12 protein-coding genes are annotated in these 12,326 nt (G+C 68.2%); all 12 read left to right on the plus strand.

What is annotated here, in order from left to right; genetic code table 11:
• Positions 1 to 64 precede the first annotated feature (64 nt).
• The 12 genes from LOS8367_RS01205 to tolA all read left to right on the plus strand — a co-directional run bounded on the left by LOS8367_RS01205 (position 65) and on the right by tolA (position 12,259).
• On the plus strand, positions 65 to 1,651 hold the full coding sequence (locus LOS8367_RS01205) for an alpha-amylase family glycosyl hydrolase (RefSeq protein WP_085894621.1): 1,587 nt from the start codon (positions 65 to 67) through the stop codon (positions 1,649 to 1,651).
• Between the two features lie 109 nt (positions 1,652 to 1,760).
• Entirely contained in the window at positions 1,761 to 3,260 is a 1,500-nt protein-coding gene (locus tag LOS8367_RS01210; RefSeq protein ID WP_085894622.1) for an ATPase domain-containing protein, read from the plus strand.
• On the plus strand, positions 3,244 to 5,289 hold the full coding sequence (locus LOS8367_RS01215) for a hybrid sensor histidine kinase/response regulator (RefSeq protein ID WP_085894623.1): 2,046 nt from the start codon (positions 3,244 to 3,246) through the stop codon (positions 5,287 to 5,289). Before LOS8367_RS01210 ends, LOS8367_RS01215 begins: the two co-directional genes overlap by 17 nt.
• Positions 5,290 to 5,401: 112 nt before the next feature.
• Positions 5,402 to 5,923 (plus strand): crossover junction endodeoxyribonuclease RuvC, encoded by a 522-nt coding sequence (gene ruvC, locus LOS8367_RS01220; RefSeq protein WP_085894624.1) that lies wholly within the window; start codon positions 5,402 to 5,404, stop codon positions 5,921 to 5,923.
• A complete protein-coding gene (ruvA, locus tag LOS8367_RS01225; RefSeq protein ID WP_085894625.1) occupies positions 5,920 to 6,609 on the plus strand; it encodes a Holliday junction branch migration protein RuvA in 690 nt (229 codons plus the stop codon). Before ruvC ends, ruvA begins: the two co-directional genes overlap by 4 nt.
• 75 nt (positions 6,610 to 6,684) lie before the next feature.
• Positions 6,685 to 7,719: a Holliday junction branch migration DNA helicase RuvB gene (gene ruvB / locus LOS8367_RS01230; RefSeq protein WP_085894626.1), complete on the plus strand. Its 1,035-nt coding sequence runs from the start codon at positions 6,685 to 6,687 to the stop codon at positions 7,717 to 7,719.
• Between the two features lie 64 nt (positions 7,720 to 7,783).
• On the plus strand, positions 7,784 to 8,407 hold the full coding sequence (locus LOS8367_RS01235) for a hypothetical protein (RefSeq protein ID WP_085894627.1): 624 nt from the start codon (positions 7,784 to 7,786) through the stop codon (positions 8,405 to 8,407).
• The gene (gene ybgC, locus LOS8367_RS01240) at positions 8,404 to 8,811 is read left to right on the plus strand and encodes a tol-pal system-associated acyl-CoA thioesterase (RefSeq protein ID WP_085894628.1); all 408 of its coding nucleotides are present in this window, start codon (positions 8,404 to 8,406) and stop codon (positions 8,809 to 8,811) included. Before LOS8367_RS01235 ends, ybgC begins: the two co-directional genes overlap by 4 nt.
• Before the next feature lie 76 nt (positions 8,812 to 8,887).
• A complete protein-coding gene (gene budC / locus LOS8367_RS01245) occupies positions 8,888 to 9,649 on the plus strand; it encodes a meso-2,3-butanediol dehydrogenase (RefSeq protein WP_085894629.1) in 762 nt (253 codons plus the stop codon).
• A gap of 214 nt (positions 9,650 to 9,863) precedes the next feature.
• Complete coding sequence (gene tolQ / locus LOS8367_RS01250; RefSeq protein WP_207569209.1) at positions 9,864 to 10,538, plus strand: protein TolQ; 675 nt, start codon at positions 9,864 to 9,866, stop codon at positions 10,536 to 10,538.
• A 1-nt stretch (position 10,539) separates the two neighbouring features.
• The gene (locus LOS8367_RS01255) at positions 10,540 to 11,037 is read left to right on the plus strand and encodes an ExbD/TolR family protein (protein WP_085894630.1); all 498 of its coding nucleotides are present in this window, start codon (positions 10,540 to 10,542) and stop codon (positions 11,035 to 11,037) included.
• Positions 11,038 to 11,047: 10 nt separating this feature from the next.
• Positions 11,048 to 12,259 (plus strand): cell envelope integrity protein TolA, encoded by a 1,212-nt coding sequence (gene tolA, locus LOS8367_RS01260; protein WP_085894631.1) that lies wholly within the window; start codon positions 11,048 to 11,050, stop codon positions 12,257 to 12,259.
• The last annotated feature ends 67 nt before the right edge of the window (positions 12,260 to 12,326 follow it).

Raw genomic sequence — 12,326 nt, forward strand, 5'->3', positions numbered from 1 at the left:
ACCCGAAACGCTTCGGGCAAGCCTGATCGAAACCCCCGGCTCCCAAGGGACGAAAGGATTCGAGATGAGCAAGGCGAATTGGTGGAAGGGCGCGGTGATCTACCAGATCTACCCGCGCTCCTATCAGGACGGCAATGACGACGGCATCGGCGATCTCAAGGGGATCACCGCGCGGTTGCCGCATATCGCCGATCTCGGCGCCGACGCGATCTGGCTGTCGCCGATCTTCACCTCGCCGATGGCCGACATGGGCTACGACGTGTCGAACTACACCGACATCGACCCCACCTTCGGCACTCTCGCGGATTTCGACGAGATGGTCGCCTGCGCGCACGAGCTCGGGCTCAAGGTGATGATCGACCAAGTGCTGTCGCACAGCTCGAACCAGCACCCTTTCTTCGAGGAGAGCCGTTCGAGCCGCGACAACCCCAAGGCCGACTGGTACGTCTGGGCCGACCCCAAGCATGACGGATCGGCACCGAACAACTGGCAGGCCATCTTCGGCGGCATCGCATGGGAATGGGAGCCGCGTCGCCGGCAGTATTACTTCCACAACTTCCTGAAGGAGCAGCCCGATTTCAACTTCCATAATCCGGAAGTGCAGGAATGGCTGCTCGGCACCATGCGGTTCTGGCTCGATCGCGGCGTAGACGGCTTCCGCCTCGACACGGTGAACTTCTACTTCCATGACAAGCATCTGCGCGACGACCCGGCTGATTTCCGTTTGAACGGCACCCAGGCGGTCAAGCCTTACGACATGCAGTACCACATCTTCTCGAAGAACCAGCCCGACAACATCGCCTTCCTCGAAAAGATGCGGAAGCTGATGGATGAATACGAGGACCGCACGCTGGTCGGCGAGGTCGGCGAGAGCCACCACCCGATCGAGATCATGGGCGAGTACACCTCTGCCAACCGGCTGCACATGGCCTACAGCTTCGAGATGCTGGGCCCGAAATTCACCGCCGAGCATTTCCGCCACCAGATCGACCAGTTCTTCAAGCTGGCACCCAAGGGCTGGCCCTGCTGGGCGATGTCGAACCATGACGTGCCGCGCCACGTGACGCGCTGGGCCGAGCATGGCGACCAGGACGCGGTGGCCAAGCTCGCCGCGGCGATGTTGCTGACGATGGAGGGCTCGATCTGCCTCTATCAGGGCGAGGAGCTGGGCCAGACCGAGACCGAACTGGAGTTTCACGAACTGACCGACCCGCAGGGCATCAACTTCTGGCCCGCCGACAAGGGGCGCGACGGTTGCCGCACGCCGATGGTCTGGGAAAAGGACGCCCCCCATGCGGGCTTTGGCCGGGTCGAGCCCTGGCTGCCGGTAAAGGCGCCGCAGGCCGCGCGCGCGGTCGACACGCAAAAGGGCGTCGAGGGCTCCGTTCTCGAAACCTACCGGGCGCTGCTGAAGCTGCGCCGCGAGACGCCCGACCTGCGCGAGGGCCGCACCATGTTCGCCGAGACCGAGGAGCCGGTACTGGCCTTCCATCGCGGCGAGAAGACGGTCTGCGCCTTCAACCTGTCGAACCAGCCGCAGGAGATCGAGATCGATGGCATCGATGAGACGCTGTTCGCGCTCGAGGCCCAGACCGACAATGGCAAGGTCTGGCTCGGCCCCAACGGCGCGCTGATCGCCCGGCTGAAGTAACGCCCATGCGGCGCGGCCCGCCCGAGGCCGCGCCGTGCCTCCTCCAAGCCGTCTTTTGACCCTCCGGCAAAACTGCTAGGAGGGCACAACCGGCTAAAGGATCGGACCGATGACCCCCAAGACCCATGCCCGGACCGGCGTTCCGGGGCTCGATGACGTTCTCTCCGGAGGGCTCACGCGCAACCATGTCTTTCTTCTCGAAGGGGCGCCCGGCACGGGTAAGACCACGACAGCGATGCGGTTCCTGCTCGAGGGGGCGGAGCGAGGCGAGGCCTGCCTCTACGTGACGCTGTCCGAGACCGAGGAGGAACTGCACGACAGCGCTGCCTCGCATGGCTGGACGCTGGACAACCGGATCTCGATCTTCGAGGTGGTTCCCGCCGAAAGCCTGCTCGACGCCGACCAGCAGCAGAGTCTGCTCTATTCGTCCGATCTCGAATTGGGCGAGGCGACGCGGCAGATCTTCGCCGCCTTCGAACGAGTCCGACCGCAGCGCGTAGTGATCGACAGCCTCTCGGAAATCCGGCTGCTGGCGCAGGGCTCCTTGCGCTACCGCCGCCAGATCCTTGCCATGAAGCATTACTTCGCCCGTCAAGACGCCACGGTGCTGATGCTCGACGACCTGACGGCCGAGGCGCATGACCGCACGGTGCATAGCGTCGTGCATGGCGTGATCCAACTCGAGGAACTGGCGCCTGATTACGGCGCCGAACGACGGCGGCTGCGGGTCACCAAATATCGCGGCCAGCGCTATCGCGGCGGCTATCACGATTTCGCCATCAAGACCGGCGGGATCGAGGTGTTTCCGCGCCTCGTGGCTCTCGAACACCGCACCGACTTCGACCGCCGCCCCAACGGTAGCGGCATCCCGGCGCTCGACCAGCTGCTTGGCGGCGGTATCGAGCAGGGCTCGAGCACGCTGGTGCTGGGACCATCCGGCACCGGCAAAAGCTTGTTCTCGCTGCAATTCGCCTTGGCCGCCATCGATCGTGGCGAACGCGCGGCGCTCTTTGTCTTCGACGAGGAGCTGGGCCTTATGGAGGCCCGGCTGGCCAAGCTTGGCATCGACATCCCTGCACTGCGCGCCAGCGGCGCCCTGCAGGTCGAGCAGGTGGATGCGGCCGAAATGTCGCCCGGCGAGTTCGCGCAGAAGGTCCGCGACAGCGTGGTCGAACGCGAGGTGCGCTGCGTCGTGATCGACAGCATGACCGGCTATCAAGCAGCAATGCCGCAGGAGAACGCGCTGGTGCTGCACATCCACGAGCTGCTGCAATTCCTGAACCGTCAGGGCGCCTCGACATTCCTCACCGTTGCGCAGCACGGTCTGGTGGGCGACATGAAGTCACCGATCGACGTCACCTATCTGGCCGATACCGTGATCCTGTTGCGCTACTTCGAAGCGATGGGAAAAGTGCGCCGCGCGGTCTCGATCATCAAGAAGCGCACCGGGGCGCACGAGGACACCATCCGCGAATACCGGATCGGCGCCGCTGGGCTCGAGCTCGGTGCGCCGCTGCAAGGATTCCAGGGTGTATTGCGCGGCGTGCCGGATTTCGTCGGGTCCGCCGATCCGCTGATGAAGGTAGGCGCCGATGACGCGGGGCTTTGATCTCGCCCGGGCGCTGATCCTCGCGCCGGAAGGGCGGGACGCGCAGCTCGCGGCGGCGCTGCTGTCAGAGATCGGCCAGGAATCGACCATCTGCGACGACATCCCGAGCTTTGCAGCCCGGTTGGACGAGAACACCGCGTTCGGCCTTCTCACCGAAGAAACGGTGCGACATGCCGATCTCAGCGTGCTGGCGGCAGCCATCGAGGCGCAGCCGAGCTGGTCGGCGCTCCCCTTCATCGTGTTGACCCGGCATGGCGGCGGCCCGGAGCGCAATCCCGAGGCGGCGAGGCTGTCCGAAATCCTCGGCAACGTTACCTTCCTCGAACGGCCGTTCCACGCCACCACCTTCGTCAGCGTCGCACGCGGCGCCCGGCGCGGCCGAGATCGCCAGTTCGAGGCCCGCGCTGCGGTCGAGCGGCTGCATCGCAGCGAAGAGACGCTGCGCACCGCCCTCAAGGCCGGTCGCCTCGGGGCCTGGGAATTCCATCCTGCGACGCAGGAGCTGATGTCCTCGCCGACACTGCGCGCGATCTTCGGGCGGTCCGAGATGGCGCCCTTCGGTTTCGGAGACTTCATCGACAGCCTGCATCCCGGCGACAAGGCCCACGTGATCGAGACGATCGAGGGGGCCACGCGCGAGGGCACCGATTACGAGGTCGAGTTTCGCGTGATCTGGCCCGATGGCAGTCTGCGCTGGGTCGCGGCTCTGGCGCGGATCGAGCGCGGGCCGGAAGGCGAGGTGCGGCTGGTTGGGGTGACCACGGATGTCACCGCCCGCAAGCAGGTCGAGGCGATCCACCGTGAGCAGACCGAGGAACTCGAGCGGCGTGTGGCGCAACGGACCGCCGAGTTGGAAAGCGCCCATGCCCGGGTGCTGGAGGAGATCCGTCAACGCGAGCGCACCGAGGGCCAGCTCCTGCAAAGCCAGAAGATGGAGGCGATCGGCCAGCTCACCGGTGGCGTCGCGCATGATTTCAACAACCTGCTGATGGCGGTGATGGGCAATCTGGACCTGCTGTCGCGCCATGTCGCCGAGGATGCGCGCGCGACCCGCCTGATCGACGGCGCGATCCAGGGCGCGCAGCGCGGCGCGGCACTGACCCAGCGCCTGCTGGCCTTTGCCCGGCGACAGGAGCTCAGCGTCGAGCCGCGCGATCTCGCCGAACTGGTGCGCGGCTCCGAGGAACTGTTGCGCCGATCCGTCGGTGATCTGGTGGAGCTACGCTTCGACCTGCCGCAGGGGCTGCCCCGTGCGCAGGTGGACGGTAACCAGTTCGACCTCGCGCTCCTCAACCTCGCGGTCAATGCCCGCGACGCGATGACCGGCGGCGGTAGCCTCGATGTAGCGCTGGCGCTGTGCGACGTTGCCGAGGCTTCAGATCTCGCCCCCGGCAGCTATCTGCGGCTTTCGGTCACCGATACCGGGAGCGGCATGGACGCCGCCACGCTGGAACAGGCGACTCATCCCTTCTTCTCGACCAAGGAGCTGGGCAAGGGCACCGGGCTCGGCCTGTCGATGATCCATGGCCTCGCTCAGCAACTCGGCGGCGCGCTGCGACTGTCGAGTGCGCCGGGGCAGGGCACCCGCGCCGAACTCTGGCTGCCCACTGCAACGGTCGGAACCAGAGCCGAGGCCGCCCGTGCCGCCGAGGCCGCCCCGGCATCGGGCGAACGGCGTGGCGCCCTGCGCATCCTCTTCGTCGATGACGACGCGCTCATCGCGATGAGCACCGTCGATCTGTTGGAGGATCTGGGCCATCAGGTGATCGAGGCTTCCTCGGGGCCAGAGGCGCTGAAGGTGATCGAAAGCGCCGAGCCGATCGACCTGCTGATCACCGATTTCTCGATGCCGCGAATGAATGGTGGCGAGTTGGCACGTGCCGCGCGCAAGCTGCGCCCTGCACTGCCCATCTTGCTGGCGACCGGCTATGCGGAGCTCCCGGAGGGCGAGGCGCTCGAGCTTCCGCGTCTCGCCAAGCCCTACATGCAGCGCCAACTCGCGGAGGGGATCGCGCGCCTCGGTCTTTGAGGCGGAGCTGTCCGCGACCCATGGCTTGCGTTCGCCCTTTGTGCTAGGGATCGGAAAAACCAGACAGAACAGGCCGGGGCGGAGAGCAGCCGCGATCGGCGGATGGGGGCACATGCGAGTCATCGGTATCGATCCGGGTCTGCGAAATCTCGGCTGGGGCGTGATCGAGGTCACGGGCGCGCGGCTGCGGCACGTCGCCAACGGCACCTGCCATTCCGAGGGAGACGACCTGGCCGAGCGGCTGCTGTCGCTGGCCCACCAGCTGCGCGCGGTAATCGCCGAGCATGGCCCCGAGGCGGCGGCGGTCGAGCATGTCTTCGTGAATTCCGACGGCGCCGGTACGCTCAAGCTGGGGCAGGCGCGTGGTATCGCGTTGATGATCCCGGCCGAGGCGGGCCTTGCGGTGGGCGAGTACATGCCTTCGACCATCAAGAAGGCGGTGGTCGGCAACGGCGCTGCGGCCAAGGCGCAGGTGCAGCACATGGTGAAGCTCCAACTCCCCGGCGTGAGACTCGACGGACCCGACGCGGCCGACGCGCTCGCGGTCGCGATCTGCCATGCGCATCACCTGCAATCGGCGGGGCATCTCGCGGCCGCTGTGGCCCGGGCCGAGGCGGCGAGGGCGCGCGCATGATCGGCCGTATCGCCGGACGGCTCGAATACCGCGCCGCCGATCACGTCCTGATCGACGTGCGCGGCGTCGGCTACGTGGTCTATGTCTCCGACCGGGTGCTGGCGCAGCTCCCTGGGTCGGGCGAGGCGGTGGCGCTCTATACCGAGCTTCTGGTGCGCGAGGACATCCTGCAGCTCTTCGGCTTTCCGACGCTGGTGGAAAAGGAATGGCACCGGCTGCTGCTGACGGTGCAGGGCATCGGCGCCAAGGCGTCTCTGGCGATCCTCGGCGCGCTGGGCGCGGACGGGCTGTCGCGCGCCATCGCCCTGGCCGACTGGTCGGCCGTCGCGCGCGCCAAGGGGGTGGGTCCCAAGACCGCGCAGCGCGTGGTCAACGAGTTGAAGGACAAGGCCCCGTCGATCATGGCGATGGGCGCGCAGCCCGCTGCGATGCGGGGAGACGACGCGGCTGCGGTGATCGAGGATGCGCCCGCCGAAGTAGCCGCCCCCAAGCGTTCGGCACCCAGGAAGAAGGATGAGGGCAACGCCGCGGCGCAGGCCGAGGCGCTCTCGGCGCTGGGCAATCTTGGCTACGGTCTTTCGGAGGCGGCGGGTGCTGTGGCCGAGGCCGCGCATGAAACGCCGGATGCGGACACGGCAGGCCTGATCCGCGCGGCGCTGCGCAAGCTCGCCCCCAAGGAGCGGTGAGATGACGCGCGCCGAAGCAGCGGCAGGTTGCCGCGACGCCTTACAATGCCGCCTTGCGATGCTTAGGACTGGACGATGACCGACGCCCCCGATCCCGCGCTGCGCCCCGAACGGCTTCCCGAGGACCACGACCGTGCCTTGCGGCCGCAGGGCCTGAACGAGTTCATCGGCCAGGCCGAGGCGCGCGCCAACCTGCGCATCTTCATCGAAAGCGCGCGGATCCGTGGCGAGGCGATGGACCACACGCTGTTCCATGGCCCCCCGGGGCTGGGCAAGACGACGTTGGCGCAGATCATCTCGCGCGAACTCGGCGTGGGCTTCCGCATGACCTCCGGGCCGGTGCTGGCCAAGGCTGGCGATCTCGCCGCGATCCTCACCAATCTCGAACCGCGCGACGTGCTGTTCATCGACGAGATTCACCGGTTGAACCCGGCGGTTGAGGAGGTGCTGTACCCCGCGCTCGAGGATTACGCGCTCGATCTGGTGATCGGCGAAGGCCCGGCCGCGCGCACCGTGCGGATCGAGCTGCAGCCCTTCACGCTGGTCGGCGCGACAACCCGGCTCGGCCTGCTGACCACGCCGCTGCGCGACCGCTTCGGCATCCCGACGCGGTTGCAGTTCTACAGCGTCGACGAGCTGCACGAGATCGTCACCCGCAACGCGCGGCTCCTCGGAACCCCTGCCGATGACGACGGCGCGCGTGAGATCGCGCGGCGCGCGCGCGGCACCCCGCGCATCGCGGGGAGGCTGTTGCGCCGCGTCGTCGATTTCGCGGTGGTCGAGGGCGACGGGCGCGTCACCCGCGAGATCGCCGACAGCGCGCTGACGCGGCTCGGCGTCGATGACCTCGGCCTCGACGGGGCCGACCGGCGCTACCTGCGGCTCATCGCCGAGGCCTATGGCGGTGGCCCGGTCGGGATCGAGACGCTGTCGGCTGCCCTGTCGGAAAGCCGCGATGCGCTGGAGGAGGTGATCGAGCCCTTCCTGCTGCAACAGGGGCTGATCCAGCGCACGCCGCGCGGCCGGATGCTGGCCCATGCGGCATGGCGCCATCTTGGGCTAGCGGTGCCGCGCGGCCCGGAATCGGGGCAGGGCGTGCTGTTCGACTGAAGCCCCGGCGCTTGCCCGCCGGGGTCATGGCGCGTATCCCGACCCGGAAACAGGAGGACCGGTCATGCTGGATGCGAAAGCTGTCGAGGCGATGTTCACCCGGGACGATGGCGGCTACATGTGCGCTCGCTGGGGCCGGCCGATCGCGCCGGTGGTGTTCGGCGTCGAGGATGAGACGCTTTCGGTGATGAAATCGGCGCTGCAGGCGCTGTGCCAGCTTGCCGATCACGACATGGCCGAGACCGACCCCGAGCTCGGGGTGAACCTGCTGGTCTTCTTCTGTCGCGAATGGGACGAACTCACCGCCGTACCCGATCTCGACAAGCTGGTGCCGGGCCTGCCCGATCTCTTGTCCAAGCTCGAGGCGGGCGATGCCAGCCAGTACCGCGCCTTTCGTTTCGAGCCCGACGGCGCGATCCGGGCAGGGATCGTGTTCCTGCGCATGAAGGGCGAGGCGGCCGAGACGCCCGCTGACGTGCTGGCACTGAGCCAGGCGGTGCTCTCGATGCTCACATGGTCCGAAAGCGCCTTCGACGACACCTCGCCGCTGGCCTCGGCGCCGGACGGCACGGTGGTGCTCAAGCCCGAGATCGCGGCGCTGATCAAGGCGGCCTACGACCCGGTGCTGCCCGCCGCCTCCGACGATCCGGCCACAGCGCTGCGGCTTGCTGCGCGGATGGGACATTGAGCCACAAGCTGCAGATCCGCGTCTATTACGAGGATACCGACCTCGCGGGGATCGTCTATTACGCGAACTACCTGAAGTTCATCGAACGCGCGCGCACCGAATGGGTGCGGGGGCTCGGGATCGACCAGTCCCGGCTCAAATCCGAGACCGGGATCGTTTTTGCCGTGCGACGGATCGAGGCCGACTATCTGACGCCGGCGCGATTCGACGATCTGCTGGAGGTCGAGACGACGCCGGCCCGGATCGGCGGCGCCAGGATCGAGCTGGAGCAGCGCGTGCTTCGTGGCGAGGATACCTGTTTTGCAGCGCGCGTGACGCTGGCGGCGCTGTCCGCGAGCGGCGCACCGGCGCGGCTCCCGGCGGATCTGCGGGAACGGCTCGCCTCCGCTGGCGCTGGTTCCTGATCGCACAAACCCGGAACCATCCTCCTTGCCATGCCGTTGCCCGCGGGCAGCGCCACCGACAGCAAGGAGTTTCACGATGCGTTACAAGGGGAAAACGGTTCTTGTCACGGGCGCGGCCTCGGGGATCGGCGCGGCCACGGCACGGCGATTCTCGCGCGAAGGCGCGAATGTGGTGCTGTCCGACACCGACTCGGACAAGCTGGCCCAGGTGGTGCGCGACCTTCCGGCGGCGCATACGCGAACCATCACCGGCGATATCGCCAAGCCCGCCGACTGCGAGGCGATGGTCACCACCGCGGTGGAGAATTTCGGCGGGCTCGACATCCTCGTGGCCAATGCGGGATTTGCGGTGATGGGGCCGATGGAGGAGGTCTCCGACGAGAATTTCGCCGGGGTGATCGAGAACAATCTCACCGGGACCTACCGCACCATCAAGGCGGCTTGGGAGCCGCTCAAGAAATCCAAGGGCACGATCATCGCGACCTCTTCGGTTTCAGGCATGCGCGGCGATTTCGGAGCCTTTGCCTACGCGACCTCCAAGGCCGGCATCTCGAACCTGGTACGCTCGCTCGCGCTCGACTTCCAGCGCCATGGCATTCGAGTCAACGCGGTGGCGCCGGGTTTCACCGAGACCGGGCTGACGGCCGACATGATGAACAACGCGAAGTTCCTCGAGCGGATGCACAGCCGCATCCCGATGGGCCGCGATGGCCAGCCCGAGGAGATCGCCGGCGTGGTGGCGTTCCTTGCCAGCGAGGATGCCAGTTTCGTCAACGGGGTGATCCTGCCGGTGGATGGCGGGCTGACCGCCTCGAACGGCCAGCCGCCTTTGGCCTGAGCGAAGGGCAGGGTGGGCAAGGGGCGCGGGATTGGATGATCCGCGCCCGTTCCGCTTGCGCGGAGTTCCGCCGATCCGGGTTGGGACGACAGGCGGAGGGCTGTTGCCTGTCACGACGCCGTGCAAAGCGCGAAGTGGATTTCGCGCCACGGATCGGTTATGCGCGCCACTAGCGGCCCGCGAGAGGCCACGCGCGTCACTAAAGAGCAGGCAGATGGATCAGGTTGTAGACTTCTCGATGTGGGGGCTCTTTGCCCGCGCGACGATCACCGTCAAATTCGTCATGATCGCGCTGATCCTGGCCTCGATCTGGTGCTGGGCCGTGATCGTCGACAAGGTGATCCAGTACCGCGCCGCCCGCGCCGAGGCCGCGCGCTTTGACCGCGCCTTCTGGTCCGGCGAGCCGCTCGACCAGCTGTTCGACGAGATCGGCGCCGACCCGAGGGGTGCCTCGCAGCGCATCTTCGCCGCCGGCATGACCGAGTGGCGCCGCTCGCACCGCCAGGATGGTGGGCTGATCGCCGGCGCGCAGGCGCGCATCGACCGCGGCATGGACGTGGCCATCGCCAAGGAGGCCTCGCGGCTTCAGCGCGGTCTGCCGGTGCTCGCCACGACTGGTTCGACCGCGCCCTTCGTGGGGCTGTTCGGCACGGTCTTCGGCATTATGAACGCCTTCATCGAGATCGCCGAGGCTCAGAACACCAACCTCGCCGTGGTGGCGCCGGGCATCGCCGAGGCGCTGCTCGCCACCGGCCTCGGCCTGATGGCCGCGATTCCGGCGGTGATCTTCTACAACAAGCTCTCGGCCGATTCCGACCGGCTGCTAGGCGGTTACGAAGCCTTCGCGGACGAGTTCTCGACCATCCTGTCGCGCCAGCTGGACAGCTGAGATGGGCGCAGGTGTCATGAAATCGGGCGGCGGCGGCGGCAATCGCCGCGGACGCCGCAGGGGCCGGGCGCAGCCGATGGCCGAGATCAACATCACGCCCTTCGTGGACGTGATGCTGGTGCTGCTGATCATCTTCATGGTCGCGGCGCCGCTGATGACCGTGGGCATCCCGGTGGAACTGCCGCAGACCGCCGCCTCGGCGCTGCCTTCCGACGAGGAAGAGCCGCTGACGGTGACTGTCACCGCTGAGGGCGGGCTGCTGATCCAGACCACCGAGGTGCCGCAGGGCGAGCTGATCACGCGGCTGCAGGCGATCGCCGCCGAGCGGTCGAGCAACCGCATCTTCCTGCGCGCCGACGGCGCCAATGCCTGGGATCGGGTCGCCGAGGTGATGGGCGCGCTCAATGCTGGCGGCTTCTCGAATATCGGTCTCGTCACGGATGTCGGCGGCTCGGATTTCGGGGCAGGCGCGCCGACCGCGCTGCCCTCGGGCGGCTGAGGCATTCGCGATGAGCACGGGGGGCTACATCTCGGGCATCGGCCATGCCGGCCTGCTCATCTGGCTCGTCATGGGCTGGGGGTTCGACAGCGAGCCTCTGGACTTCGAGGTCGCACCCGTTTCCGTGGTCTCGGGCGAGGAATACGCGGCTCTCGTCGCCGCCACCTCGCCGCAGCCGCAGACCGAGCTGCCACCCGCGCTTGAGAGCCCGGTGGTCGAGGAAACCCCGCCCGCGCCCGAGACACCGGTCGAGACTCCGGCCGAGGCGGCACCGCCGCCGCCCGCCCCCGAGGCACCGGCCGAGGAGACCCCGCCGCCGCCCGCGCCGGAGCCGCTGCCCGAGCCGCCGGCCGAGATGGCCGAGGAGATCGCTCCACCGCCGCCGCCGCCTGCCGCCGCGCCCGCGCCGACCCAGGTGCCCGAGATCGCCGAGCGCCCGGTGCCGCGCCCGGCGCCGCGCGTGGCGCCTGAGGCCGTCGCGCCGCCGCCGCCGGATGCGCAGGTGGCCGATGTCGTGCGCGAGGCGGCGACGCCCGAAGCCGAGAGCGCCGAGGTAGCCGAGATCGAGGAAGAGGCCACCGCGCCGGAGGAGGCCACGACCGAGATCGTGACCGAGGCCGAGGAGCCCGCCTCGGCGCCCGAAACCCCGCCCGCGCCGCAGGTGGCGGCGCTGGCGCCGCCTTCGGCGCCGCGCCCGCCGTCGCGCCCCGCGCGCGCCGCCCCCGAACCCGAACCGGCACCCGAAACCCCGGCGCAGACCCAGACGGCCGCCTCCGAGAACGTCACGCCCGAGCCCGAACCGGCGCCGAGCACCGACACGAGCGACGCCGTGGCGGATGCGCTGGCCGCGGCCCTGGCCTCGACGCCTGCACCATCGGCCCCGGCCGCCGCCGCCAATCCCGGCCCGCCGATGACCGGTGCCGAGCAGGATGCGTTCCGCTTCGCGGTGCAGCAGTGCTGGAACGTCGATGTCGGCTCCGAAGCCGCGCGGGTGACGTTGACCGTGGCCTTCGACCTCGACCCGCAGGGGCGGGTGCAGGGCGACGTGCGGCGCATTTCCGGCGCGGGCGGCAGCGACGGCGCGATCGAGGCGGCCTTCCAAGCCGCCCGGCGCGCGATCCTGCGGTGCCAGCGCGACGGTTACGTGCTGCCCGCCGACAAGTACGAGCAGTGGAAGGAGGTCGAGATGACCTTCGATCCTTCCGGCATGAGGATGCGCTGATGTTTCGGCCCGCTCACGAAACCGTTGAACCCGCGCGCCCGAAGGGGCGTTGCCCAAACACACGCCG

The organism is Limimaricola soesokkakensis (assembly GCF_900172345.1).
Classification (GTDB): Bacteria; Pseudomonadota; Alphaproteobacteria; order Rhodobacterales; family Rhodobacteraceae; genus Limimaricola; species Limimaricola soesokkakensis.